This is a genomic window from Kineobactrum salinum (assembly GCF_010669285.1).
GTDB classification, from domain to species: domain Bacteria; phylum Pseudomonadota; class Gammaproteobacteria; order Pseudomonadales; family Halieaceae; genus Kineobactrum; species Kineobactrum salinum.
Window position 1 is genome coordinate 2,184,739 of the sequence record NZ_CP048711.1, and the last position, 26,864, is coordinate 2,211,602.

The window sequence follows — 26,864 nt, forward strand, 5'->3', positions numbered from 1 at the left end:
TGTTCCGGCCACGCTAGCTGATCGCGGCTGCACCACTGACGATTTCCGACAACTCCTGGGTGATCGCCGCCTGCCGAGCCTTGTTGTAGATCAATTGCAGGTCGTCGATCAGGTCGCCGGCGTTGTCGGTGGCGTTTTTCATCGCCAGCATCCGCGCAGCCTGTTCACAGGCGGTATTTTCCACCACTGCCTGGTAGACCTGTGACTCGATATAGCGCTTGAGCAACCGCTCCAGCAATTCGACCGCATCGGGCTCGTAGATATAGTCCCAGTGATGCTTCATCTCGGCGCTGTCTTCGGCTTCCAGCGGCAGCAATTGTTCGACCGTGGGCAACTGGGTCATGGTGTTCACGAATTCGTTGCTGACCAGGAACAGGCGATCGATGCGCGCCTCTTCGTAGGCGTCGAGCATGGCCTTCACACTGCCGATCAGATCGGCAAGGCCGGGCTCTTCGCCCAGATCCCGTACCGCCGCGACCACATTGCCGCCATAGGTCTTGAAAAATGCCGAGGCCTTGGCGCCGATCAGGCACAGATCGATCTCCACACCTTGATCAGCCCAGCTCCGCATCGCCCGTACCGTGGCCTTGAACAAATTGATGTTCAGGCCGCCGCAGAGACCGCGATCGGTGGACACGACAATAAAGCCGACGCGCTTCACCTCGCGTTCAACCATATAGGTATGACGATACTCGGGCTCGGAGTTGGCAATATGGCCCACTACCGCGCGCATGCGCCGGGCGTAGGGCTTGCCCAGTTGCATCCGCTCCTGGGCCTTGCGCATCTTGCTCGCCGCTACCATTTCCATGGCGCTGGTGATCTTCTGCGTGCTCCGGATACTGGATATCTTGGTCCGGATTTCTTTTCCGACTGCCATCTAGTGGTCCTTGGGATTACCAGGTCTGGGTGGCTTTGAACTTCTCGATCGCGGCCTTGAAGGTCGCTTCGATCTCATCGTTGTAGTCGCCACTGGCGACGATTTGCTGCAACAGATCGCCGTGCTCGGAATGCATGTAGGACAGCAGCGCCGACTCGAAATCGCCGACCTTGTTGACCTCCACATCGCGCAGATAGCCCTTGTCGGCCGCATACAGGATCACGCCCATCTCCGCCACACTCTTGGGCGCGTACTGACGCTGCTTCATCAGCTCGGTCACCCGTTCGCCGTGGTCCAGCTGCGCCTTGGTCGCCTCATCCAGGTCTGACGCAAACTGGGAGAAGGCCGCCAGTTCGCGGTACTGGGCCAGCGCGGTACGAATACCGCCCGAGAGTTTCTTGATGATTTTGGTCTGTGCCGCACCACCTACCCGGGAGACCGAGATGCCGGCGTTCATCGCCGGGCGGATACCGGCGTTGAACATATCCGCTTCCAGAAAGATCTGGCCGTCGGTGATGGAGATCACGTTGGTGGGTACGAAGGCGGATACGTCACCGGCCTGGGTCTCGATCACCGGCAGGGCAGTGAGAGAGCCGGTTTTGCCTTTCACTTCGCCGTTGGTAATCTGCTCTACGTAGGCCGCATTGACCCGGGCAGCGCGTTCCAGCAGACGGGAGTGCAAATAGAATACGTCGCCGGGGTAGGCCTCGCGGCCGGGGGGACGCTTGAGCAGCAGGGATATCTGGCGATAGGCCCAGGCCTGCTTGGTGAGGTCATCGTAGATGATCAGCGCGTCTTCGCCGCGGTCACGATAGTATTCACCCATCGTGCAACCGGCGAACGGGGCCAGGTACTGCATCGCCGCCGGATCTGCCGCTGTCGCAGCCACCACGATGGTGTGGTCCATCGCGCCGTGTTCTTCCAGCTTGCGCACCACCCCTGCCACCGAAGAGGCCTTCTGGCCGATGGCGACGTAGATGCATTTGATACCGGTGCCTTTCTGGTTGATGATCGCATCCACCGCGATAGCCGTCTTGCCCACCTGGCGGTCGCCGATAATCAATTCGCGCTGGCCGCGGCCGATCGGCACCATCGCGTCGATGGCCTTGAGGCCGGTCTGCACCGGCTGATCAACTGACTGACGGGCGATAACACCGGGCGCCACTTTTTCCAGCGCATCGGTTTTGGCGGCATTGACCGGACCTTTGCCGTCGATCGGGTTGCCCAGGGCATCCACCACCCGGCCCTGCAGTTCGGGGCCTACCGGCACCTCCAGAATGCGGCCGGTACAGCGGCAGGACTGGCCTTCCGCCAGGCTCTTGTAGTCGCCCAGCACGACCGCGCCGACAGAGTCGCGCTCGAGGTTCAACGCCATACCGAACAGGCCGCCTTCGAATTCGATCATCTCACCGTACATGACATCGGTGAGACCATAGATGCGGATGATGCCGTCGGTTACCGAGACTACCGTACCTTCATTGCGGGCTTCAGACGACACATCGAGCTGGTCGATGCGCTGCTTGATCATCTCGCTGATTTCTGACGGGTTCAGTTGCTGCATGCTCTGTTCCTCAATCCTAGGAATTCATTGCGGCGGCGAGTTTCTTCAGCCTGCCGCGCACGGAACCGTCGATCACCAGATCGCCAGCCCTGATTAACACGCCACCCAGCAGACTCGAATCTGTCGTGGTGCGTACATTCACTTGTCTTTCCAGCTTCCTGCCCAACGCGGCCGACAGCTTGCTGGTCATGTCCTGCTCCAGGTCGAAGGCCGATACCACTTCCACTTCCACCGATTTCTCGAAGTTCGCCTTGAATTGAACGAACAGGTGGTGGACCTGGGGCAACAGCGCCAGCCGTTTGTTGTCGGCCAGAATTGCCAGGAAGTTGCGCGTCGCGGTATCCAGCGTATCGCCGCAGACCCCGGCCAGCAGCTCTACCTGTTCCTGCGCAGCGCGGGCCGGATCAGTGAGCCGCGCCTGGATGCGGGGCTCCATGCTCACCGCGGCAATCGTCCCCAACTGCTCTGACCACTGGGTCAGGCTGTCGTGGTCCCGGGCATATTCAAAGGCTGCCTTGGCGTACGGGCGTGCCAGTGTGGTCAGTTCCGCCATAAGGTCCTCGCAGATTACAGCTCTGCTGCCAGATTGTTGACCAGATCGGCGTGTGCCTGCCGGTCGATGGACGCGCCCAGGACCTTCTCCGCACCGGCCAGCGACAATGCCGCCACCTGTGACCGCAAGGTCTCCCTGGCTCGATTGGTTTCCTGTTCAATCTCCGCTCTGGCGGAGGCCTTGACCCGCTCTGCCTCGACCACGGCGGCCTGCTTGGCCTCTTCGATCAGCTGGTTGGCGCGCTTGTTGGCGGAATCCACAATGCCGGCGGCTTCGGTCTTGGCTTCCTTGAGTCTATCAAGTGCCTTCTCCTGCGCCAGTTCCAGATCGTGACTGGCCCGGTCAGCAGCAGCGAGTCCATCGGCAATCTTCCGTTCGCGCTCCTGCATGGCCGCGACAATCGGCGGCCATACAAACTTCATGCAGAACATGACGAAGCCAAAGAAGGCGATCACCTGTCCGATAAGCGTAAGATTAATATTCACGCCACACTCCTCACAGATATCCGGGGGCTACCCTGGGACGCCCCATTCTTGCTGGTTGCCTGGCTCAAGCGACGCCCGGTGCGACCACGAAGATCAGGTACATCGCGATGCCCACGCCGATGATCGGAATCGCGTCAACCAGGCCAGCGCCGAGGAAGAACGTGACCTGCAGCTTGGGTGCCAGTTCGGGCTGGCGGGCGGAACCCTCGATGAGCTTGCCGCCCAACATGCCGATACCGATTGCAGCGCCCAGACCACCCAGACTGATCATGATCGCGGCGGCAATGTAGATTAATTCCATGATTTTCTCCTAGCGTTTAATAACCAAAGTTAAAGTGAATCAGTGGTCTTCATGGGCCATGCTGAGATACACGATCGTCAGCACCATGAAGATGAAAGCCTGCAGGGTGATTACCAGAATATGGAAAATCGCCCAGCCTATTTGCAGCAGACCCGCGGGTACCGCCCACACAAGACCGGCGCCGAACAGCGCTGCAATAAGGATAAAGATCATTTCGCCCGCGTACATGTTGCCGAAAAGACGCAGGGCGAGAGAGAAGGGCTTGGCAAACAGGCCGACCACTTCCATAAACAGGTTCACCGGGATGAAAATCGGGTGATTGAAGGGATTCAGGGCCAGCTCCCTGGCAAAGCCGAAGCCCTTGACCTTGATCGAGTAGTACAGGATCAGAATCAGCACGCCAATCGCCAGCCCGAAGGTGATGTTGGGATCCGTGGAGGGCACGATTTTCTGGTACTCAACCCCCAGCAACATCAGCAGGGACGGGATGATGTCCACCGGCACCAGGTCCATCAGGTTCATCAGGAAAATCCAGACGAAAATCGTCAGTGCCAGCGGTGCGATAAGCGGGTTGCGGCCGTGAAAGGTGTCGCGCACGGTGTTGTCGACGAAACCGACTATCATTTCCACCGCGTTGACGAAGCCGCTGGGCACACCGGATGAAGCCTTCCTGGCTACCCGGTAGAACAAGCCGCAGAACAGGATACCCAGCCCCACGGACCAGGCCATGGAATCCACGTGTACAGCAGTGAAACCCATTGCCGCGGCTTCGTCGCCACCGTGCGCCATGACCCAGGCACCACCGTCGGCGACCACAGACCCGTCGTAACGCTCGTAACCAGCGGGCAGCTTGCCGTAAGTCAGGTTCGTCAGGTGGTGGACAATGTATTCAGAAACTGTCTGGTTCTCGTCTGCCATCGATCACAACTCTTGCTTCAGTCCCTGTCTGCAGGTCGCTGCCGCAACAACAACCAGCTCCCCGTAATCTGTATCGCGACCATCGCGATGTATCCGCCCAGCACCGCAGCGCCATCGACCGGCCTCAGCAGTGCAAAAATCGCCGCGAAGCCCACCATGCTCAGAGTGAATTTCCCCACTTCTCCGGCCAGCGCTGAGCGCGCTATTGCCGCTGTTGCCTGCGCCCCCCGCCAGCGAAATACCCGGGCGGCAAACCAGGCCTGGGGCAGGATAGCCACCAAGCCACCAGCAAACAGTGATACTGCCTGCAACTGTCCCACGGTCAACCAGCAAAACAGGCTCAGTGGCGCCAGGACTGCACCTTGTACCAGCGTGATCCGGTACACAGGAGGGCACTTCAAGGCCCCTGCTGTCACCGCCATCCGCTGCCGAATACCAGGCGCCCGTTCATCGTTTCAGGCGCGCGCATTATAGGGGCATTGAGGGGTGGGTTCAACCGCGAAACAGTGGCGAATGCCGCCAAAGTTCGCCGCAGTTCGCGGCAAGATACCGACAATTTCAGCAATATCTGCCACAGATGGGGCCACCACCACCGCATCTGGTGGTTGCGGCCGAGCCCGGCACTATATCCTGTAGTTGGCAGCATCTGGCCCACGTTATTTGATATGGCTGAGAATGCCGTCCAGCTCGTCCAGACTGCTGTAGTTCAACACCAGCTTGCCCTTGCCTCCGGCGCCGTGCTGGATCTGGACCCGGGTGCCGATCTTCTGCGACAGATCCTCCTGCAACCGGCGGATATCCGGATCCAGCCGCGCAGGCTCGGCCGGCGGTGCATCCTGCCGCGCCAGCATGGTGCGCACCAGTGCCTCGGTCTGGCGTACCGACAAGCCTTTGCCGGCCACGGTGCGGGCAGCCTGGGACTGGACATTGCCATCCAGGGCCAACAGGGCACGGGCATGACCCATCTCGATATCGCCGCGCTCCAGCAACAGGCGCACATCCTCCTGCAGCGTCATCAGGCGCAGCAGGTTGGCCACCGTGGAACGGGATTTACCCACTGCCTGGGCCACTTCCTGCTGGGTCAGTTCGAATTCCTGCTGCAGACGCTGCAGCGCAATCGCCTCTTCGATCGGGTTGAGATCCTCGCGCTGGATATTCTCGATCAGGGCCATCGCGATGGCCGCTTCGTCGCTGACCTCCCTGATAACCGCCGGCACCTTGTCCAGACCCGCCATCTGCGCGGCCCGCCAGCGCCGTTCGCCGGCGATGATTTCGTATTTGCGGTCCGAGATGGGGCGCACGATGATGGGCTGCATTACCCCCTGGGCCCTGATGCTTTCCGCCAGCTCCGCCAGCGATTCGGGGTCGATATCACGGCGCGGCTGGTATTTGCCGCGCTGTACCAGGTCCACCGGCAGTTCCTTCAGCTGCTGATGTTCGGCATCCGTTCCCGCCGCCACTGCCGCAGCGTCGCCTCCGTGGCTGGCATTGCCGGCACCCAGCAGGGCATCCAGGCCGCGTCCCAATCCTCGTTTTCTGGCCGACATTCGCTGTCTCCGATCTTAGCCCGCCACCGGCGCGGCAGGGTTGTGGTGGCGCTTTTCTTCCCGGCGGATAATCTCTCCCGCCAATGCCATGTAAGCCTTGGATCCGCGCGAGAGGCGATCGTAGTACATTGCGGGGACCCCGTGGCTGGGTGCTTCCGCAAGTCTCACATTGCGCGGCACCACAGTGCGGTAGACGGCATCGCCAAAGTGGCTGTGCAGCTGTGCCGACACTTCGTTGGTCAGGCTGTTGCGGGGATCGTACATGGTCCGCAGGATACCCTCTATCCCCAGCTCCGGGTTTACCGTTTCCGCCACCCGGTTAATGGTGCCGACCAGCGCCGACAGGCCCTCCAGCGCAAAATACTCGCACTGCATCGCTATCAGCACACCAGTGGCTGCCACCAGGCCATTGAGGGTCAGCATGTTCAAAGAGGGAGGGCAGTCCACCAGAATGTAGTCATACTGCTCGCTGATCTCCTGCAGGGCCGTGCGCAGGCGGCGCTCCCTGTGGTCGATCTCCAGCAGTTCTACCTCGGCGGCGGTCAGGTCACTGTTGGCGGGCAGCACGTCGAAACCGCCCTCCGGCACCCGCTGGACCACTTGCAGCACCGGCACACGATGCACCAGGACATCATAGATGCTGTGCTCCACTGCGTGCTTGTCGATCCCGCTGCCCATCGTGGCATTGCCCTGCGGGTCCATATCAACCAGCAGCACGCGCTGCTTCATCGCAGCCAGCGAGGCTGCCAGATTGACACAGCTGGTGGTCTTGCCGACACCGCCCTTCTGGTTTGCAACTGCTAGCACTCTTGCCAAAATGTCCACCCCGGGTTTTTATTCACTGGTTCCAGCGTAGCGTCACGACGGCCGCAGCGCGAGCCTGACCAGATGTCGCTGCTCATCGAGGCCCGGTACCGTCAGCGACTCGACACCGAGAACGACACACTGATCCTCTATCGCCGCCAGCTCATCCTGGGGCCAGGCGCCTTTCATGGCAAGGAAACAACCACCAGGTGCCAGCAAGTGCCTGGTTCCCGCGACCATTGCGGCCAGGGAAGCGAACGCCCGGGACACGATTACATCATATTGACGGGACGTCGCCAGGGTTTCCACCCGGGCCTGACAGACGGTTATATTAGCCAAGCCCAGTTCCATTTTCACCTGGAACAGGAAGCGGGTCTTCTTGCCGTTGCTGTCCAGCAGATGAAACTGCCGGCCTGGCAGCGCTATGGCCAGCGGAATGCCCGGCAGGCCCGCCCCGGTGCCGATGTCAAGACAGTCGTTGCCTGACAGGTGCGGTACCACAGCAAGACTGTCCAGCAGATGCCGGGTCACCATTGCCAGCGGGTCCCGGATAGCGGTCAGGTTGTAGGCCCGGTTCCACTTCTGCAGCAAATCCAGGTAGTCCAGCAATTTCTGTTGCTGCGCTGCAGAAATATCCAGTCCCAGGGCATCACAACCCCAGGCCAGACACTGCTGCAGCTCGACGGCCAAGTCAGGCGGATCTGCGATCAGCCGGGCGCTCCAGGCCACCGCGTTTCTTCAAGTAGATCAGCAGCAATGATATCGCCGCCGGGGTGACTCCCGGAATGCGGCCGGCGCGTGCCAGGGTTGCGGGACGCGCTTCGCTGAGCTTTTGCTTCACCTCGTGGGAGAGCCCATCGACCGCCTGGTAATTAAGGCTCTCGGGCAACAGCAGGTTCTCGCTGCGCCGCAGGCGCTCGATATCGCCCTGCTGGCGTTCGATATAACCGGCGTACTTGGCCTGGATTTCCACCTGTTCGGCGGCCTGGGTGTCCGCCAGAGGTTCCCCTTTCAATCCGGCAATATCCACGTAGTGCAATTCAGGCCGCCTCAACAGATCTGCCAGTGAGTACTCCCGGGTCAGTGTACCCTTGATTTTACTGGCAACAATGGCCGCTTCAGAACTGCCGGGCTGGATCCAGGTCGTCGCCAGGCGGCTCGATTCGTGCGCGATTGCATTGCGCTTGGTCTCAAAACGCTGCCAGCGCACATCGTCCACCAGGCCCAGGTCGCGCCCCTTTTCGGTCAGGCGCAGGTCGGCGTTGTCTTCGCGCAGCAACAGCCGGTACTCGGCGCGGGAGGTAAACATCCGGTAGGGCTCGCGGGTGCCCATCGTGATCAGGTCGTCCACCAGCACACCGATGTAGGCCTCGTCGCGGCGCGGGCACCAGGGCTCCTTGCCCTGTACCGCCAGAGCCGCGTTCAACCCCGCCAACAGGCCCTGGGCCGCGGCCTCCTCGTATCCAGTGGTGCCGTTGATCTGGCCGGCGAAATACAGTCCCGGCACCGCGCGGGTTTCCAGCGAATAGTTCAGGTCCCGCGGGTCAAAGAAATCGTACTCGATGGCGTAGCCCGGGCGCGTGATATGGGCATTCTCCAGGCCCCTGATCGAGCGCACCAGCGCGTACTGCACATCAAACGGCAGGCTGGTGGAGATGCCATTGGGATACAGCTCGGTAGTGGTCAGCCCCTCGGGCTCGATGAAGATCTGGTGTGACTGCTTGTCCGCAAAGCGGTGGATCTTGTCCTCGATGCTAGGGCAGTAGCGCGGCCCTATCCCCTCGATCACACCCGAGTACATCGGCGAGCGGTCCAGGCCACCGCGAATAATCTCGTGGGTCTGCTCGTTGGTATGGGTGATCCAGCAGCAGCGCTGCGCCGGGTGCTGGTCACGATGGCCGAGGAAGGACATCGGCGGTGCCCCGGCGTCGCCCCATTGCTCCTCGAGTACGCTGAAATCCACGCTGCGGGCGTCGATGCGCGGCGGCGTGCCGGTCTTCAGCCGCTCGACCCGGAACGGCAGCTCCCGCAGCCGCTGCGCCAGCGCGATGGCCGGGGCATCGCCCGCCCGGCCGCCGGCGCTGTTTTCCATCCCGATATGGATCTTGCCACCGAGGAAGGTTCCAGTGGTCAACACCACCGCCGGGGCCCGGAAGACCAGCCCCATCTGTGTGATCGCGCCCGCTACCCGGCCGCCTTCCAACAGCAGGTCGTCCACCGGCTGCTGGAAAATCGACAGACCCGGCTGGGATTCCAGTATCTCCCGAATGGCATTGCGATACAGCACCCGGTCGGCCTGGGCCCGGGTGGCACGCACCGCCGGCCCCTTGCGCGCGTTCAGCACCCGGAACTGGATGCCCGCCCGGTCGGTCGCCTGCGCCATCGCCCCGCCCAGCGCGTCCACTTCCTTGACCAGGTGGCTCTTGCCGATACCGCCGATCGCCGGGTTGCAGGACATTTGGCCCAGCGTGTCGACACTGTGGGTCAGCAACAGCGTGCGGCTGCCCATGCGCGCAGCCGCAAGCGCGGCCTCGGTACCCGCATGGCCGCCGCCGATCACGATGACATCAAATTGCTGTTGGAACTCCACGTCTATCCGCCTCGCCTGACCCGGACGGCAGGGATCCATCCGGGCCGGGGATTATACGTGCAGCAGGGGAGTTGTTCAAAATATGTTCTGCGTGATATTTGCCGAAAGTGGACAATTCAAGCTGTGGCCAAAACTGTTATCAATAAGAATAGTTAGTAATGTATATAGAGATATAGAGTATTTAATGTAGTTATTATTAAGCGGGCGGTTTTCTGTGGAAAGGCCGGATAAGTCCAGTAAAAACAGAGTGTTATGGTGTGCCAAAGGCTGCGGTTAAACGCTGTGAGGGGACGTGAGAAACGGTGTGCGGGCTGGGGACCAAAAGCCGGACCTCCCATCGGGGTTGGCTCTGAGCTGAGGTTACCCCCGGCCGGTCACACGGCAGTCCACTGTTTTATGCACAGTGATCGTAGGGTATGGAGGTACAGGGATATAGCTGGGGGCCTCTTGTGCGGGGAGTGTTGGCAAGCTGTGGATTAGTAAAAGCTGGGGATAAGATTGGGGGCAAGCTGGTGATTAGGTGTTGGTCGGTTGACTGTAGTTTCCCTCAAGCATCTTGCGCACTGTGATACTCAGCTGGCCTGGCGTGAGCGCGACCTGGATGCTGTATACCCCATTGTCTGGCTCGATGCCATTCACTACAAAATCAAAGAGAATGGCCGCTATGTCGGTAAGGCTATCTACACATTCTCGGCCTGAACATCGAAGGCAAAAAGGAGCCGCTCGGCCTTTACCTCTCAGATCAGGAAGGCGCTCATCACTGGCTCAGTGTACTCACCGACCTGCATAATCGCGGCGTGAAGGACATCCTGATAGCCTGCGTTGACGGCCTCGAAGGCTTCCCCGAAGCGATTGAAAGCCTTTACCCCAATACCGAAATCCAGCACTGCATCATTCATCAGATCCGTAACTCCATGAAGTACGTGGCTTCTAAAAATCAGAAAGCCTTCATGGCCAACCTAAAGTGTGTGTACCGGGCCGCCACACTCAACGCCGCCGAGACGGCGCTCGACGAACTGGAAGCCAAATGGGGCGACAAGTACCCCATGGTCATCAAGTCCTGGCGCAGCAATTTGCGCCGGAAGTCATCCTCAGCATTCAGAGAATGCAATCATTTCTCCACCAACATTGGACAGCCGTGCCAGGTCAGCGCGAGGAATGTCCTTCTGGTCGGCAAATATCAACAGCGAGTCAAAATCCACCTGATGCTGGTGGTAGTACTGGAGGAAGATCGTGGCCAATCGCGCCTTGTCCCGGTTGGGAATGTCTGTAACGGAATAATCCTTTCCACCTTGTCCCATCTGTGACCTGGTTTCACAGTTGCGCCCTTGAGCCTTCAAAGAACTTGCCAGCGTCGTTTTCGTAGCTCTTATGTATCAAGGAGTGCCGCCGTCGCTAACCCTCAGGCTACCCGTCATGGTATCGCTGAGGTCGAGGAGATACTGGTCTCCATCGAGGTAGGTGAAAGGAGTCTCAAGCATCATCATGCCCTTGGTGTGGCGATGTAGCCGGACCTGGGCGCAGAACTGTTCACGCAACTTTTGTTCGTTCAATTGCTCAATCATGTCGACACCCTCCTACTTGGACTCGAAGAGGTCGGGTTCACCCTTCTCTTGTATCTGTCAGTAGTTTATCAACAGCATGGGCTTATCCCATCAGGAATATGTTGTTATGACTCTTGAGACCATAATCCATCCTCATCGTGTCGTCGGGCTTCGTGCTCGTATGATTTGGCAAGGCTTTCGATCATCGCGGCGAGGTTGGGTTTCGAGTCTTTCCAATGGGTGAAAAATCTCCTGAGTTCCTCTGCAATCTCGCGTTCCTGCTTCCCGCCATCGTACGGCATGCGAGAGGTAACGCCTTGGGAATTGTGTACTCCTGTATGGAAACCTCGTCTGATGTCTTCACAGTCATCCCGATCCAATAGCTCAGCAATGACTGGGTCTGGCCAGCACTCCAGATTTTTGTTCAGCGGCCAGTCGGAAAGCCAGGCACCCACCGTCAGGTCGGTGACAGCTTCCCGATCTTTCTCTTTTGCCAGACCTCGCACTTTGTTGATCCAAGAGAAAAATAACTCTCTGTCAATTTCTCCATTGGGGCTTCTCCCCGGAACACCACGCCCACGGTGGATCAGAGAACTGGCTGTTTCCGCGGCTGCATGCAGGTTTTCGGGTATAGGTTCGCGCTCGGCATTACGAGGCTTGAATGCAAGACATATCAGTTCCATGAATGATTCTGGCGTGCTCAATATTTCCGCCATCAAATGAGGCGCCCCATACTTGTCATGTTCCAGAATCGGGTAGTAAGCGAATTCCAGACTGACCATCTCAGACTGGCTGCAATTCATTTTGGAAAGCGCCTCAAATACACGAGCGAAATGCCACGACTGCGCAAGGGCAGTATTGTCTTCCTGACCAGCAGCTATCCCCTTAAGCATTTGGATAAGGAGGTCGCTGGGTAACTCCGTTGCGCGATCTCCCAAGGCTTCCATGGCGGTTCGCGGCCTGCCCGCAGCCAACAGCTTTTCCATGCAGAAAGATAAATGATCTCTGTCTGATTGAATGTAGGATGGTCTGACAACCAACCAGAAATGAGCGTGAACCGCTGGCGGCTGGATTTCGACAAGTTCCCATAGAGCCATGGATTGCGGAGCGTTGACTATAAAACCGGCGACCTTATCCGGGGACTCAGCTTGCTTCTCAAGCAGGTGCAGGCATGTTTGCAGAAAATCAGTGAATTCTTCTTGAGGTATCGCATGCAGTACTCCAGAGGCTAGTGAGTCAAACAACGAGGTGTTCTGCAAGTTGACATACCCTTGGCATAACCATGTTGCCAAATCGCCACGTTCAAATGGTTCCTTAACAAGTTCCCAGCCCACAAGCCGTGGTTCCCCACACCGCTTGGCCAACCTGTAAATGCCTTGCCACCCCAGGGTTTCATATATTTCCCGAATTGCCATGGTGCGCAATGCCGCTCTCGCCTTGTCGGCTTCTTTGTAGTCTTCCTCCCGACCGTCAGGGAGCGCTACCCAGCCATTGGAGAAAATCCAGGCATGCCGGATGACCAAATCATCGGAGGCTAGTGCGTCGAATAACGGCCTCAGTGTATCGGCTGAATAGCGATCATGCCTACTACCATCCTGATTAAACGAGTTCTCCCAGTTCAGGAATTCCCTGGCTGCACTGCGAACAATTTCCCGATCTTCATCTGCGAAGCTTTTCGCACTTGCAACCAATGCTATGATCTTGTCACGGAAATTCTCATCCAGTTCATCAAGCTTGGGGATCAAGTCGGCAATATGTTTGGCATTTCCCTGAGCTTGCTCGAGTAAAAAACCTGCAACCGGCAGTACGAGTTGCCGGATTTCTCCATAAGTGACGACTTCGCCCGCGCCAGCATCATCATCGCGCCATTGTGGCTTTGCATTGGGCGATGCCATATCGTGCCGCCCCGGTAGCAATGCCAGTAAAAGATTCCAGGCTGTTTCGGGGTTTCGTTCGGTTACAATTCCAATGGCCCTCAGACGCAACTCTACTGAAGCAGACGTCTGCGGGTACCATGGCCGGAAGAGTGAGACCAAGGAGTTGAACGGTGTATTGCTCCAATTGCCCTTTACTCCCACATCACACATTTCAGCAAGGATGTTTGCAATTCTACCGAGTCGGGCGGGGTACCACGCCAACAATTCCAGCGCCCAGAGCAGATTGGCATGCCAGCAGCGGCCGGATATCCCCGATGATTGTGTTTCCGTGATTAACCGAGTAACCGGTTTGTCAGGCTTGCGCAAACTGCTCTGTATCGCATTCAGGAACTCATCGGGAGCCGCTTCAGCAAAAGACCGCAGGAAGGATGAAACGGAAAGCCAGCGCTCCCCATCTGCATTTCCCAGAATTTGCTCAACAAAACTCCGCACATGGTTGCCGATAGCGATATGACTGGCGCTGTCAGAAAAATAACCCAATTTTGCGATGGATTCCGCCATGGCTTCCAGCACAACACCGGATTGCTCACGCACCTTGCCGTAGACGGAGGCCATCCAGCGCTTGTCTTCTTCAAGCTCCAGAATCGGATCAGGTTCTTCGAACACAGCCCTGGCGACCTCGAAGAATCTCGTCAAGATGTCGCCCGTCAGCCTGGGCGCCATGAGATGCAACAATTCCAGTGGTGCCTTGGCTTTCCAGAGCGAGCCGATTTTCACCACTGGTGCATCATCGAGTGCGACCAGTCGCAGTAGTTCGTTTTCAATGTCCTCATAAGCGCGGTTAGCAATCTTCGCAATGCAAGCCTTGTCACCATCGGATGCACTATTCCAGGCACCTACCAGAGTCAGGATCAGCAGGCTTGTGGAATCGGCAGCCTCGGTCCATTCCGGCTTCTTGATGGTAGGATTTTGCGCATGCCAACGGCGAAAAACCGTCCACGACCTTCCCATCGTACGGGCATATCGGGCAGCATCTGATGCTGCTATTCCCAGTTCAAGGAGGGATTTCTCAAATTCATCAGGCTTTGGACGTCGGAGCTCCATCATTTTCTGGTCTATCGCTCTTCCTCCAATGCTTATGAGATTGAAGGCCTGATCTCCGAAAGCCATGGGTACAATCAGACTGATTCCTTCACGCGGAGAACGACGGTTGCCAAGTCGGTTATCGGTGATGACCACCAAGTCAATGCCTGGGTTGGCATCCACAAATTGCCAGCCCTCTTCTGAGGTCACGCAGGCGGCGCGTGGAGAATAGCCTTCTTCAATCAACAGTGCGCATACGAAGGCAACGGCTTCGGACTGGCTGTCTGCCTGGACAGCAACCAAAGGTTCACGCTGTTGAATACTTTTCTGCAATGCTAGCCTTGATTCCTCGCGACCGCTAAACAGCGTTGCTGCTGTGATGGCAGGGCTGGACTGATTGCTCCAGTGCTTCCAGTAGTTTTCCACAGCGTCTATACCATGACCGGCGATACCGAGTTGTATTCCCAACCATAAGGTTGTCGCGGGCGAGGTTTCCAGCCAGGCTTCCAGATCGTCCGCATCCCAGACCAGCACGTCTGCCCAGGCATCGCGGCTTCTAGCGCGCTCCTGCCATGCGCCTTTACCAGGCCAGCGGCGGGGAGTAACAAAAACAAAGGTGGCTTGCGCTGCTTGTGCCGACGATATCTGTCCCAGACGTTTTTCGAAATCACTGCTCGCCTTGGATGCAGGGTCTTTTGAGGTACCCAGTTCCCAGTAGCTGATTCCGTTGGGAGTCCAGGGGCCTCCTTGCTCCACCTCTATGACGCCATCCCAGCCGGGCGCATTGATTGAGTCACCACCCGGCATGGCAATCGCCGTGGTACGGGCCGTTGCCGAGATCAGCCTTCTTGCCAATACAGGAAGCATTCCCTGTGCTTCGCGCCTGTCTGACCACTGTGTGAGATGGGTTGCCGTTACATGCATGGTCGAAAGCCCCACATGGCAATCAAATGCCAAGTTGCTGCTGCTGGACGGTTCTTGGTGACAGCCCGCGAGGGGTAAAGTTTTCCCTGCGTAACCAGGAAAGCCACGGCTTGAGATCGGATGGCGAGAAGCGTGCTTTGCGCTCGTGCCAGTTTTCGCGCATATCGGCGATGATCTGTTCGTCGGTGGGCTGGATGCTATCGATCAGGAAGTCGTTCCAGACGGCGAAAAGCGTGGCGATGATTTCGACCTGCTCGGTGGTCTTGTCGGTCAGGGCATAGATCAGGCGATCAAATTCGACCTTCTGCTCGGACGACATCAGAGCCTCGGCTCTCGTCGATGGCTCTGACAACGCCGACAGGCAGCGGTATTCCGTTTTTTTCCTGCCGCTTTTCAAGGTTTTTTTATTGACTTCGAACCAACCCTTGTCTTGACCTTGCCGCTCGAAGTCGTAGATCCACGGGTCAAGCGGCCCGGCGGCTTTTCGCTCGGGTTGCAGACCCAGTTTTAAACCAATATGTGCCTGCGCCAGATACAGCACCTTGGCAGCAGCAGTTCGGCCGAAGTACTGGGCATTGGCGAGGTTGTTGACTGCATAGCAGCCGATCGCGGCGCGGTAGGTGGCCAGATCAATGACTTGGGATTTTGAAAGTGACGCTGGCTGGGATTCTTCCTTTGTGTCGCCCTGCGATTGTGCATGAATTAAAGCGTTTAGCAGTTCGGTTTGCTTACTGGTAGCGGAGTCAATTTGCGTTTCCAAGGTATCGCACAGGGCCATTAGCTGTTCGATTTTGGCGACAATGCGATTTTGTTCTGAAAGTGGAGGAAGAGGGACTAACAGCGTCTCCACTCCACCAACGCGAAGATGCTGTACAGTCATTCCAACAGGCTTATCCTGCACTCGATTCATTATGTTCGGGTCACGAAGTGAATAAAGCAGAAATTGATTGTTGATAGTTTGAGGAACAACTCTTATCAGCATCATCCTTTGACCCATACAAACTTTAGGCTCTTTTGGGATAATGCAGACTTCTCCCATTGGGGCTTCTCTGGTAATCAGTATGTCACCCGCTTCGGGAGTTGCTCTCGCGGCCCAGCGTTCGAATGTTTTTTCTGTAACGTACTTTACTTCATCTAGTAAGATGCACCCGTTCCTAATATTGGATGTACGTAGCAAAACAATTCCTGAATCAGAATAAGGAGCTGTTTTGTTATGGCAATCAACGATAATCAGTGAACATTGCATTAGAGTTGCCCAAGCCCAACCTATTGGCAGCGTAGGTAGGGACTTGGGAAGCACCTGTTTCTTTTGCTTGTTAAGCTGTGTTTTTGACTCCGATTCGTTCGGATAGAATTTCTCAAGTATCTGTGTTCTTTTCTTCGATATCTCTTCCAATAATTCGCTGGCGGGTGGATCGTTGGGGTTGTGGGGGGCGAGTTTGCCCATGACGGCCAGTTTCAGGATGGCTTTGCGTAGTTCGGTGACGTTTTCCTTGACGGTGTAGAGGTCGTCGAAGTGTTGGTTGAGGAATTGCCAGGCTTTTTGGTGGTTGTGGTGGTTCTCGGTATCCAGAAGTTGGCGGATGGCGGCGGTGTGGATGGCCAGGCGTTTTTGTTGCTGTTCGGTGCGCAGTTTTTCCAGCTCGTCGCAGCGGGCCATTAGCTGATCAATTTTGGCAACGATGCGGTGTTGTTCATCTTTCGGAGGAAGAGGAAGCAACTGTCCGATAAAATACGCCGTTGGCACTCGCTTTTGCCCTGCGGAGCCGGTCATATTCGGAACTGCTGCCGATATGTAGTGTGGATTTTTCAGGTAATACAGGAGGAATCTGGGTGCAACGGAATTGAAGGAGTTCCTGAATATGTGCAGTTCTGTCGTTCCTGCTCCGATGCCATTTGGTAGACCAGAAAATACACAGGACTTCGCATTCTCGAAGCAAGGTGTAATCTTGGCCATGCCGATGTCGCCATCAGCAAAATGCGTATAACCCTTCTTTATCTCTTTCCAGAGGCGCTCCTCAAACTGGTGATTTTCGGAGTAGCCTTCGGGGATAAGAGGCATTGGAACGAAACCCGCATTGATGGTGTCCTCAGCCTCATTACGAGGGTTGATGAAGCCGATCTCTCCAAGCCTCACCCACTCCCACCCCTGCGGCAGTTCATAAGGTACTTCTTCCGGCTTGACAGGCGACAGGGGCTTGGGCTTTTTGATTTTCTCTCCCTGGATAAGCCGTTGCTTTTCTGCTTCGATCTCCTTCAGCAGTTCGCTGGCGGGCTGATCATTCGTGTCCTGCTCCACCAGCTTGCCCTGCATGGCCAGCGTCAGAATCAGTTCGCGCAGTCGGGCGATGCCGTCGGGGGCGGCGAAGGGGGTGTCGAAGTGTTTTTCCAGCAGGCGGGCAGTGTGCTTATTCATGGCCTTTCCCCAGACAGGCCATCAACTCGGCTTTCAGTGCCTGCCGCGCCGTTGCAAGTTGTTGGGTGATTTGTTGGTATTCGGCCATCAGCTCGTCGGGATCGCCGTGATTAACCTCCACTTCGTGGGAGTTCTTAGAATCCAGGTTGTAATTGCGATTGGTAATCTCTTTGGCACTGACTTTCCAGGCGTGTTCGGTGGTTTTTCGGCCACGACGGCTGGCACCGCCCCACCATTTTTTCTCGCGCTCGAATTCACCGATGGTGAGAGGTTTGGAGCGGGAATAGGACTTGTAGCCTTCCGGGTAGGGGTGCTCGAAGAACCAGACATCTTTCGTCGGGCCGCCTTTCTCAAAAAAGAGGATATTGGTGGCGATGCCGGTGTAGGGGCTGAACACGCCCTTGGGCAGGCGCACGATGGTATGCAGGTTGAATTCTTCCAGTAGTTCACGCTTGAGGGTAGTCTTGACGCCTTCGCCGAAAAGAAAGCCATCGGGCAATACTACCGCTGCGCGTCCGCCGTCGTGTTTGAGCAGGTGCTTGATCAGCGCCATAAACAGATCCGTGGTTTCGCGGGTCTGGTACTTCTTGAGGAAGTTTTTCTCGATGCCGTCTTCTTCCATGCCGCCGAAGGGCGGGTTGGTGATGATGACATCGACACGGTCTTTGGGGCCGTAGTCTTTCAGTGGCCGGGCCAGGGTGTTGTCGTGGCGGATATTGGTGGGCACTTCGATGCCGTGCAGCATCATGTTGGTCATGGCCAGCATATGGGGCAAGGGTTTCTTTTCCACGCCGTGAATGCTCTGTTGCATTCGTTTGTCGTCTTGCGGGTTTTTGACCTGCTTTTTCAGGTGTTCGATGGAGCAGGTGAGAAAACCGCCGGTGCCGCAGGCCGGGTCGAGGATCTTTTCGCCCAGTTGAGGGTTGATGATATCCACCATGAACTGGGTGACGGCGCGGGGCGTGTAGTATTCACCGGCGTTGCCGGCGGATTGCAGGTCTGCGAGAATTTTCTCGTAGATGTCGTTGAACAGATGACGATCGGTGGAAGAGTTGAAATCTACGTCTTCTTCAATGGTGTTGATGACCTGGCGCAGCAGAGTGCCGGATTTCATGTAGTTGTAGGCGTCTTCAAATACTGAACCGACAACACGGCCATGTGGTGGCACACCGGCCTTGGTAGCCAGTCCTTTGAGAGAGGGAAACAGGTCATTGTTGACGAAGTCGATTAGCTCTTCACCGGTGATGCCTTCCGGGTCCTTGGCCCAGTTGCTCCAACGGAAGCGGCTTTGCAATGGTGACTTGTAACCCTTGACGGTGAATTTCCATTCCTGCTCCTTGTCATCGAAGATTTTTAGGAACAGCAGCCAGCAGATCTGGCTGATGCGCTGGGCATCGCCGTCGACACCCACGTCCTTGCGCATGATGTCCTGAATCGATTTGATAAGAGTAGCAAGCGGCATTCGTTAATCCTGTTTGAAATCATAAATGGCCTGTTCCAGCTCCAGAACGGCCTGTTGGTATTGGTCGTTGCCACCGAAGGCGCGGATCAATTCAATAGGGGTACCAATCTGACAGAAGGGAGCGATGGTGAGTATCTGGGTTTCTTCGATGGCGGCAACGCCCTCGTCGGCGTATTTGTCGAGCAGGGCCCGCATCACCTGCTGAGCCTGTTCGCTGTATTTGGTGAAATAGTTGCGTTTTTTGACCTGTTCGACCCGCTCTTTGCGGGTCAGTGGCGGTTGATCCCAGGCCACGTGACAGAGTAGATCGAAGGGGCCGAAAATTTTCCCGGATTGTTTGCCGACCTCCTCAGCCAGAGCATCGAAGAAGACGCCCTGCTCAGCCAGCTCTTCGATGATGGCCTGTTTTTTCTCGGCCTGGCTCCATTTGCGCAGAAAGTCGTCCAGGGAGGCATATTCCCTTGCCAGAATCTTGCGAGTGTAGTCTTTCAGGGACTCGGTGATCAGTTTGCCGTTGGCATCGAAATACTGCACGCGCTCGGCGACGACTTTGACTTCGACATTGGCGACGACATAGCGGCGTACACCACCTTCCTCTTCGCCGGGTTCTGATATTCCTCCTTCCCAGGGTGATTCTCCCGGTTCGGGATAGGTAACGCCTTCCTGGTTGTCACCTTCAGTTTCTGCATCGTCTTGCTCATCTGGTGGCACGGGAGATTCATCGTCTTTCGGTTCGTAGATTTGTACCGGGTCGCCGTCAAAGGCCGGATCGGCAAACAATTCGGTGGCTTTCTTGAAGTCGAGGATGGTGAAGTAGTACTTGTCGAAATCTTCGTTGATGCGGGTGCCGCGACCGATGATCTGCTTGAATTCGGTCATGGACTGGATGCGTTGGTCGAGCACGATCAGTTTACACGTCTGGGCATCCACGCCGGTGGTCATCAGTTTGGAGGTGGTGGCGATCACCGGGTAGGTGCTTTCCGGGAAGATGAAGTTTTCCAGCTCCTGCTTGCCCTCTTCGTTATCGCCGGTGATACGCATGACGTATTTGCTGTTCTGTGCCACCAGGTCGGCGTTTTCGTTGACCAGGGCCTGACGCATGCGCTCGGCGTGGTCGATGTTGTCGCAAAAGACGATGGTCTTGTCGAAACGATTGGTGGCTTTGAGGAAATCGCTGACTTTTTTGGCCACTCTATGGGTTCGTTTTTCCAGCACCAGGTTGCGGTCGAAGTCGCGCTGGTTGTAGATGCGGTCTTCGATCTCATTGCCGTGCTTGTCGACCATGCCTTTGTCGGGGCGCCAGCCGGTGAGGTCCTTGTCCAGATCGATGCGCACGACCTTGTAGGGCGCTAGAAAGCCGTCTTCGATACCCTGACGCAGTGAATAGGTATAGATGGGCTCGCCAAAGTAATCGATATTGGAAACCCCTTTGGTTTCTTTGGGAGTCGCCGTAAGGCCGATCTGAGTGGCGGAACTGAAGTATTCCAGAATCTCGCGCCAGGCGGAATCAGCGGCGGAACTGCCCCGGTGACATTCGTCGATGATGATCAAGTCGAAGAAATCCGGGCTGAACTGTTTGTAGATGTTTTGTTCTTCTTCGGTACCAGTGACAGCCTGATAGAGCGAGAGGTAGATTTCATACGACTTGTTGGCCTGCCGCTTCTGGATCTTGGTCATGGCTGAGCCGAAGGGTTTGAAGTCGTTGGTCATGGTCTGATCGACGAGGATGTTGCGGTCCGCCAAAAACAGGATGCGTTTTTTGGCACGGGACTTCCACAGGCGCCAGATGATCTGAAACGCCGTATAGGTTTTGCCAGTACCCGTGGCCATGACCAGCAAAATGCGCTGCTGGCCCTTGGCAATCGCCTCGATGGTTTTGTTGATGGCGAGCAATTGGTAGTAGCGCGGGGATTTGTTGCTGCCGTCGCTATAGTAGTCTTGGGCGACCAACTCTTGCTGTTGCGTGGTCAAGCCTTGATGTTCTGCCCACCATCGCCATAGGGTTTCGGCGCTGGGGAATTCATCCAGGCCAAGCTCGCGCTCAATAACGCCATCTTTGGCGATTTTGTTGTGAAACAGAAAGCCGTCGCCGTTGCTACTGAATACAAAGGGTACTTGCAGCAGTTCGGCATAGCCTAGGGCTTGCTGCATACCGTCGCCCAGGGCGTGTTTATTATCCTTGGCTTCGATGATGGCAATGGGTAGGTTTGGCTTGTGAAACAGCACATAGTCGGCGCGTTTGTGCTTGGCACGGGTGTGCAGTTTGCCGCGCACGATGATGCGTCCATTGGTGAGGGAGAATTCCTCCCGTACCTGAGTGGCGATGTCCCATTCCGCCTGCTCCAGGGCAGGGGTGATGAATTTGGTGCAGATATCCCTTTCCGACAGGGTTTTCTTGTTCATCTTTTTCCCTGCTCCTCGCTTTGTAACAACCCTCTGCCCTTTTCGGTCAAGCGGTATTGCTGCAAGCGACTGTTGGGTTTATCGGGAAGGGTGTATTCGATCATCCCTTGCTCCAGCAAGCCTCGTACCCGCGCATTAAGCTTGCCGGAAATACTCTTCTGGCCAATTGCTTTGGCCAGCTCGGACTTCGATAGCGGCTCACCTGATAGCGCGTGCAGCACACGAGTCTGAATTGACTCTGGCCCCGACTCTGGCCCTGACTCTGGCCCCGACTCTGGCCCTGCTTCACCGGATATCGGCCCGGCATGGGGCATACTGAGCCGAATGAATTGGGAAGCGAAGGTGAAGGCTTCGCGTGGGTAGGCCTTCAGGATGCGAGGCATGCCGGAGCCGAGGTATTCGACCATGCCCAGGTCCTTGAATACCCGCATCAGTGTCTTGTTGCGGGGCATGGAGTAGCCGGAGAAAAACTCCTCCTGCTCCTTGCCAGGGTGGATGGCGCCGGCAGAGGTGATTTCGAGGCGGTCGTTGAAGATCTCGAATTTGGGTACCAGTTCGGTGCTGTAGTTGTTGTGAATAATGGCGTTGATGACCGCTTCGCGCAGGGCCACCGGGTTCCATAGTGGTTTCTCGATGCGTTCGCGCGGGGTGATCTGGGTGCGGACACGGTTTTCCACGTCTTCCAGTCGTTCCAGTACGCGCTTGCAGGTTTTCACCAGGCAGCAGTAGCCGTATTCCTTGCTATCGATCAGGTCGACGCGGTCATTGCCTGCGTACTTGGCGACCTGAGTGGAATTGCCGTTCTCATCGGCGAGTAGGTAGGCGGCGTAGTTGTAATCACCGTCTTCAGTGAGTAGCTCCAGGTTGGCGGCGAACTTGTCGTTCAGGGCCAACCCCGCCTCTTCGTAGTAAATTCTCAATTGGGCAAAGCTGAGGTCCTGGCGTGGTGAGCGGATGCGTGTCAGTGAGTTGCGGGTGCGGCGGGCAAATAGCTCCTCGATCATGGCGGGCGGCATGGGCTCGCTGGCACTGCCAAGGCGCATAAAGCAGCCTCTTTCCGACATGCCGTATTTGCGCAAGTAATAGGGCTTTTCCGAGCCGCTGGCCAGAATTATCTTGATGACCGGCTTGCTGTCGCGTTGCTCCAGGATCACATCGAACAGCCCCAGCGCGGAGGGCTGGATGTTGTTCTTGATCCGGTCCTTGATGGCCAGTTGCAGGGCATCGGCATCGCGGACACCAAGAGTCTGTCCATGCTTGTCGATACCGATGTAGATGATGCCGCCGTCGTGGTAATTGAGGAAGGCGACCACCTCCCGCTCCAGGCCATCGCTGAGTTCCCGCTTGTACTCAATGCGATTGGATTCTGTCATGCGCTGTTGTCTTTCTTGTCCGAACCCTCATCGGCACCACCGGCCCGCACCCACTCGTCGATCTCGGATAGCTGGAACTTCCACAAGCGTCCCACTTTGTGGGCCGGTAAACCTTTGCTTTCTCGCCAGCGGTAGACCGTGTCTTTCACTATGCCCAGGTGCTGGGCAACTTGCTCGGCGGTGACCCAGGGTTCGGCTGTCACGGTATCGGTCCCCCCATGGAATAAACCAAAATCGTTCTTAATCGTTGGAAATCTATCAGACTCTGGACAGAGGTGTCACGGATTATTGCAGATGAGGCTGTAATGGTTCGATCCAGCGGCTCTACTCAGAAGGGATACATGGTCTTTGATAGAACCGTACTTATTTCCCAATACAAAAACTGGAAAAAATCTCCCCCAACAACTCATCACTGGTCACCACCCCGGTAATCTCCCCCAGCGCATTCTGGCAGTAGCGCAGATCCTCGGCCAGCAGCTCTCCGGCGCCGGTGGCCTGCAGTTGGGCCAGGCCGGCATCCAGGTGCCCGGCGGCCTGTTGCAGGGCCAGCAGGTGGCGGCGGCGGGCGCTGAATGTACTGCCAGCCTCGTCGCGGTAGCCCATGGCGTCCTTCAGGTGCTGGCGCAACAGCTCCAGGCCCTCGCCAGTGGTGGCGGACAGGCGAATTACGGTGTTGCCGTCATGGTTTGCGACCTGTGGAGGTTGCGCTACCAGGTCGCACTTGTTGTGGATGATGGTGACCGGGGTGGCTGGATTGAACTGGAATTCTTCTCCCCTACTGAGGGTTGCCGGGGGGGCACTGGTATCGTCGGTGCTGGCGTCCACCACCAGCAGGACGCGGTCGGCCGAGGCCAGTTCCTGCCAGGCGCGGCGAATGCCCTCCCGCTCCACCTCGTCGCCGCTGTCGCGCAGGCCGGCGGTGTCGACGATGTGCAGCGGCATGCCGTCGATCTGGATATGTTCGCGCAGTACGTCTCGGGTGGTGCCCTCGATGGCGGTGACGATCGCGCTATCCTGTCCCGACAGCGCGTTCAGCAGGCTGGACTTGCCGGCGTTGGGTTTGCCGGCGATGACCAGTTTCATGCCTTCCTGCAACAGGCTGCCCTGGCGGGCCTGGGCCAGTACGTCCTGCAGCTGGCGGGACAGGGCCTGCAATTGTTCGGTGACGTGACCGTCGGCTAGGAAGTCGATTTCCTCTTCGGGAAAGTCGATGGCCGCCTCGACGTAAACGCGCAGCCGGGTAACGGCTTCGACCAGCTCGTGGATCTTGCGGGAGAAGGCGCCCTGCAGGGAGTGGCCGGCGTTGCGGGCGGCCTGTTCCGTGCTGCTGTTGATCAGGTCGGCGATGGCCTCGGCCTGGGCCAGGTCCAGTTTGCCGTTGAGGAAGGCGCGCTCGGAGAATTCCCCGGGCCGCGCCGGCCTGGCGCCGCGGCCCAGGCAGGCCTGAAGCAACAGGTCCATCACCACCGGGCCGCCGTGTCCCTGCAGCTCTACTACATCCTCTCCGGTAAAGGAGTTCGGGGCAGGAAAATACAGGGCGATGCCGCTGTCGACGACATCGTCGTCGTGATCCAGGAAGTTGCTGAAATGGGCCTGCCGCGGCTGCAGTTCGCGCCCCGCGGTGAGTTCACCGATCTGCCGCGCCGCGGGCCCGGACAGGCGCACGATGCCGATGCCGCCGCGCCCGGGGGCGGTGGCAACGGCGGCTATGGTATCGCCATCGAGGAGTGTCATCTGCCAATTATACCTGGCCGGGCCGGTTGCGGCAGGCGGGGGCTCAGGCCTTGGCGGCGCGTTTTTCTATCTGACGGGTGATGATGTACTGCTGGCCCATGGACAGCAGGTTGTTGACCACCCAGTACAGAACCAGGCCGGCCGGGAACCAGAGAAAGAAGAAGGTGAAGATCACCGGCAGGAATTGCATGATCTTGGCCTGCATCGGGTCCGGTGGTGGCGGGTTGAGTTTCTGCATGAACCACATGCTCGCGCCCATCAACAGGGGCAGCACAAAGTAAGGGTCCATTACCGACAGGTCATCGATCCAGAGCATGAAGGGGGCGTGCCGCAGTTCCACGCTTTCCATCAATACCCAGTACAGCGCGATGAACACCGGCATCTGCACCAGAATCGGCAGGCAGCCCCCATGGGATTGATTTTTTCCTTGCGGTACAGCTCCATCATGGCCTGGGATTGCTTCTGCTTGTCGTCCCCGTACTGTTCGCGGATGTCCTGCATTTTGGGAGCGACCCGGCGCATGTTCGCCATCGACCGGTAGCTGGTGGCGGACAGCTTGAAGAAGGCGGCCTTGATCAGCACGGTCAGCAGGATGATAGCCACACCCCAGTTGCCCACCAACGCATGGATCTTGGTGAGCAGCCAGAACAAGGGCTGGGCAATCCACCACAGCCAGCCATAGTCCACGCTCAGATCCAGATACGGAGAGATCGCTTCCAGTCGGTACTGGTCCTTGGGGCCGGCGTAGAAACCGGCCTGGACGCTGCCGGACTGGCCGGGATCCAGGGTCAGTGCCGGACTGGTAAAGCCAGCGATGTTGTAGCCGCCGGAGGTCACCCGGGTGCTGTAGGTATGGGTCTGGTCCGGATTGGGAATCCAGGCACTGAGAAAGTAGTGCTGGATCATCGCGATCCAGCCGCCGGGCAACTGCTTGCGGAAGGGTTCTTCGCGCATGTCGTCAAAACTGAACTTGGTGAAGCGTTCGTCGGGCTGGGTGATGGCAGCCCCGAGGAAGGGTTGCAGACCCATCCCGGAGGCATCGGGGTTGGGTGGTTCGCTGCTGTCCCGTTTTATCTGGCCAAACAGATTGGCCTGCCAGCGCTGCTCGCTGTTGTTTTCCACCAGGAAACTGACCTTGACCAGATAGTTTCCGCGGTCAAAGCTGTAGCGCTTGGTGACCTTGACCCCGTTCGAGCCCACCCAGGACAGATCCACGTTCAGGCTCTCCTGACCGGGTTCCAGGGTATAGTGACTGGCACTGGCGGTGTAGCGCGCGCGCGTGTCGCTGTCGACGCCGTCGGGACCGATCAGGCCGCTCTGGGCCACATAGGTGCGCTGCTCATTCTGTTCCAGCAGGACGAAGGGCTGGTCCGGTTGGTCTATTTGTTCCAGGTGTTCGGGCAGCGCCAGTTCGATGATGTCGCCCCCTGCAGGTCTATCGCCAATTGCAGTACATCAGTGTGTACCAGGACGATCCGATCGGGGTTGACCGACGGGCTTTCGTCCGACGCGACATCGGTTCTGTCGGTTCCGGTCGGGGCGGGTGGCAAATCCTCGCTGGCCGGGCTGGCTGTAGTATCGCCGGTTTGTTCTGGCAGCTGCGGCGCAGCCGGCAGCTCCGCACCTGCTATCAGGCGGGTGGTGGACTGCGCGGTGGAAGCGGATTTCTCGTCCTTGAAGGCCACCCATTCCGTCAGCAGCATAAACGAGAGCACGGCAAAGGCGCCGATGAGCAGTGTGCGTTGCAAATCCATAGTCAATCGTCAGCAATTGCGTGAGTGTGGGTACAGTGAGGTACCGGGTCCAGGCCGCCTTCGTGCCAGGGGTGGCATTTTGCGAGGCGTCTGAGTGTCAGGTAAACCCCTTTGGGGGTACCGTGATAGCGGATTGCGTCCTGGGCGTATTCAGAACAGCTGGGGTAAAACCGGCAATGATTGCCCAGCACCGGGCTGAGACAGTAGCGATAGATGGCAATGAGGAAAATACAGAATCGTTGCATCAGGAATCCCGGTCCGCGTCTGGTTTGGCGGCGAACCGCGCCAGCCTGCTCCACTGCTCCTGCAGTATGACGGCCAGCTCGGCGTTGTCCAGCTGATCGATGCCCCGTCTGGCCAGTACCACCACATCCAGGCCCTGTGGTTGTTCCGGCAGCCGGCGGAACACTTCCCTGGCTATTCGCTTGATACGATTGCGCTGTACCGCCAGTCGCACATTCTTCTTGGCAATGACCAGGCCCAGACGGTGCTCAGCTTGACAGTTGCGCTTGGCGAGCAACAACACATTGCGGTGAGAGGCCTTGGCGTCTGCGCCGTCAAATACCCGGCTGTATTGGGCCGCCGTGAGCAGGCGCCGCGATTTGCCGAACGATGCCGGACTGCGGTGCCAATCAACGCTTGCCTGCACCGGTGACCC

General features: G+C 57.6%; 21 protein-coding genes and 2 pseudogenes. 1 reads left to right on the forward strand and 22 read right to left on the reverse strand.

Annotated elements, in window-relative coordinates:
- Window positions 1-13 precede the first annotated feature (13 nt).
- The 11 genes from atpG to mnmG form a co-directional block, all read right to left on the reverse strand.
- Window positions 14-877, reverse strand: a complete 864-nt coding sequence (atpG, locus tag G3T16_RS09415) for a F0F1 ATP synthase subunit gamma (RefSeq protein ID WP_163494934.1) — start codon at window positions 875-877, stop codon at window positions 14-16.
- Between the two features lie 16 nt (window positions 878-893).
- Window positions 894-2,438, reverse strand: coding sequence for a F0F1 ATP synthase subunit alpha (gene atpA, locus G3T16_RS09420; RefSeq protein WP_163494936.1), 1,545 nt, complete (start codon window positions 2,436-2,438; stop codon window positions 894-896).
- 16 nt (window positions 2,439-2,454) lie between these two features.
- On the reverse strand, window positions 2,455-2,991 hold the full coding sequence (locus tag G3T16_RS09425) for a F0F1 ATP synthase subunit delta (RefSeq protein WP_163494938.1): 537 nt from the start codon (window positions 2,989-2,991) through the stop codon (window positions 2,455-2,457).
- A gap of 14 nt (window positions 2,992-3,005) precedes the next feature.
- Window positions 3,006-3,476 (reverse strand): F0F1 ATP synthase subunit B, encoded by a 471-nt coding sequence (locus G3T16_RS09430; protein ID WP_163494939.1) that lies wholly within the window; start codon window positions 3,474-3,476, stop codon window positions 3,006-3,008.
- Window positions 3,477-3,540: 64 nt separating this feature from the next.
- Complete coding sequence (gene atpE / locus G3T16_RS09435) at window positions 3,541-3,777, reverse strand: F0F1 ATP synthase subunit C (protein ID WP_163494940.1); 237 nt, start codon at window positions 3,775-3,777, stop codon at window positions 3,541-3,543.
- 39 nt (window positions 3,778-3,816) lie between these two features.
- The gene (gene atpB, locus G3T16_RS09440) at window positions 3,817-4,695 is read right to left on the reverse strand and encodes a F0F1 ATP synthase subunit A (RefSeq protein WP_163494941.1); all 879 of its coding nucleotides are present in this window, start codon (window positions 4,693-4,695) and stop codon (window positions 3,817-3,819) included.
- 17 nt (window positions 4,696-4,712) lie between these two features.
- Window positions 4,713-5,096 carry an ATP synthase subunit I gene (locus tag G3T16_RS09445; RefSeq protein WP_163494942.1) on the reverse strand — a complete coding sequence of 128 codons (384 nt, stop codon included), beginning with the start codon at window positions 5,094-5,096 and terminating at the stop codon, window positions 4,713-4,715.
- Window positions 5,097-5,351: 255 nt separating this feature from the next.
- Window positions 5,352-6,242 (reverse strand): ParB/RepB/Spo0J family partition protein, encoded by an 891-nt coding sequence (locus G3T16_RS09450; protein WP_163494943.1) that lies wholly within the window; start codon window positions 6,240-6,242, stop codon window positions 5,352-5,354.
- Window positions 6,243-6,257: 15 nt separating this feature from the next.
- Window positions 6,258-7,058: a ParA family protein gene (locus G3T16_RS09455; protein ID WP_163494944.1), complete on the reverse strand. Its 801-nt coding sequence runs from the start codon at window positions 7,056-7,058 to the stop codon at window positions 6,258-6,260.
- 42 nt (window positions 7,059-7,100) lie between these two features.
- On the reverse strand, window positions 7,101-7,775 hold the full coding sequence (rsmG, locus tag G3T16_RS09460) for a 16S rRNA (guanine(527)-N(7))-methyltransferase RsmG (protein WP_232059330.1): 675 nt from the start codon (window positions 7,773-7,775) through the stop codon (window positions 7,101-7,103).
- Entirely contained in the window at window positions 7,738-9,636 is a 1,899-nt protein-coding gene (gene mnmG, locus G3T16_RS09465) for a tRNA uridine-5-carboxymethylaminomethyl(34) synthesis enzyme MnmG (protein ID WP_163494945.1), read from the reverse strand. The genes rsmG and mnmG overlap by 38 nt, the downstream gene beginning before the upstream one ends.
- Before the next feature lie 579 nt (window positions 9,637-10,215).
- Between mnmG and G3T16_RS09470 the strand changes: the two are divergent.
- Window positions 10,216-10,706: pseudogene (locus G3T16_RS09470) on the forward strand (IS256 family transposase); the annotation flags it as partial.
- 306 nt (window positions 10,707-11,012) lie between these two features.
- Here G3T16_RS09470 and G3T16_RS09475 read toward each other — a convergent pair.
- From G3T16_RS09475 to rnpA, 11 genes and pseudogenes are all read right to left on the reverse strand, one after another.
- Window positions 11,013-11,201 carry a hypothetical protein gene (locus G3T16_RS09475; RefSeq protein ID WP_163494947.1) on the reverse strand — a complete coding sequence of 63 codons (189 nt, stop codon included), beginning with the start codon at window positions 11,199-11,201 and terminating at the stop codon, window positions 11,013-11,015.
- A 104-nt stretch (window positions 11,202-11,305) separates the two neighbouring features.
- Window positions 11,306-15,097, reverse strand: coding sequence for a hypothetical protein (locus G3T16_RS09480; RefSeq protein WP_197911983.1), 3,792 nt, complete (start codon window positions 15,095-15,097; stop codon window positions 11,306-11,308).
- The gene (locus tag G3T16_RS09485) at window positions 15,087-17,480 is read right to left on the reverse strand and encodes a restriction endonuclease subunit S (protein WP_163494949.1); all 2,394 of its coding nucleotides are present in this window, start codon (window positions 17,478-17,480) and stop codon (window positions 15,087-15,089) included. Before G3T16_RS09485 ends, G3T16_RS09480 begins: the two co-directional genes overlap by 11 nt.
- Window positions 17,473-18,942 carry a type I restriction-modification system subunit M gene (locus tag G3T16_RS09490; RefSeq protein WP_163494951.1) on the reverse strand — a complete coding sequence of 490 codons (1,470 nt, stop codon included), beginning with the start codon at window positions 18,940-18,942 and terminating at the stop codon, window positions 17,473-17,475. Before G3T16_RS09490 ends, G3T16_RS09485 begins: the two co-directional genes overlap by 8 nt.
- A gap of 3 nt (window positions 18,943-18,945) precedes the next feature.
- Window positions 18,946-21,345, reverse strand: coding sequence for an EcoAI/FtnUII family type I restriction enzme subunit R (hsdR, locus tag G3T16_RS09495; protein ID WP_163494953.1), 2,400 nt, complete (start codon window positions 21,343-21,345; stop codon window positions 18,946-18,948).
- The gene (locus G3T16_RS09500) at window positions 21,342-22,718 is read right to left on the reverse strand and encodes an RNA-binding domain-containing protein (protein ID WP_163494955.1); all 1,377 of its coding nucleotides are present in this window, start codon (window positions 22,716-22,718) and stop codon (window positions 21,342-21,344) included. Before G3T16_RS09500 ends, hsdR begins: the two co-directional genes overlap by 4 nt.
- Window positions 22,715-22,921: a helix-turn-helix domain-containing protein gene (locus G3T16_RS09505; RefSeq protein WP_163494957.1), complete on the reverse strand. Its 207-nt coding sequence runs from the start codon at window positions 22,919-22,921 to the stop codon at window positions 22,715-22,717. The genes G3T16_RS09500 and G3T16_RS09505 overlap by 4 nt, the downstream gene beginning before the upstream one ends.
- 160 nt (window positions 22,922-23,081) lie before the next feature.
- Window positions 23,082-24,452 (reverse strand): tRNA uridine-5-carboxymethylaminomethyl(34) synthesis GTPase MnmE, encoded by a 1,371-nt coding sequence (gene mnmE / locus G3T16_RS09510; RefSeq protein ID WP_163494959.1) that lies wholly within the window; start codon window positions 24,450-24,452, stop codon window positions 23,082-23,084.
- 43 nt (window positions 24,453-24,495) lie between these two features.
- Window positions 24,496-26,206, reverse strand: a pseudogene (yidC, locus tag G3T16_RS23070) (membrane protein insertase YidC).
- Between the two features lie 2 nt (window positions 26,207-26,208).
- Complete coding sequence (yidD, locus tag G3T16_RS09520; protein WP_197911984.1) at window positions 26,209-26,451, reverse strand: membrane protein insertion efficiency factor YidD; 243 nt, start codon at window positions 26,449-26,451, stop codon at window positions 26,209-26,211.
- The gene (rnpA, locus tag G3T16_RS09525; RefSeq protein WP_163494961.1) at window positions 26,451-26,855 is read right to left on the reverse strand and encodes a ribonuclease P protein component; all 405 of its coding nucleotides are present in this window, start codon (window positions 26,853-26,855) and stop codon (window positions 26,451-26,453) included. Before rnpA ends, yidD begins: the two co-directional genes overlap by 1 nt.
- Window positions 26,856-26,864: the final 9 nt, after the last annotated feature.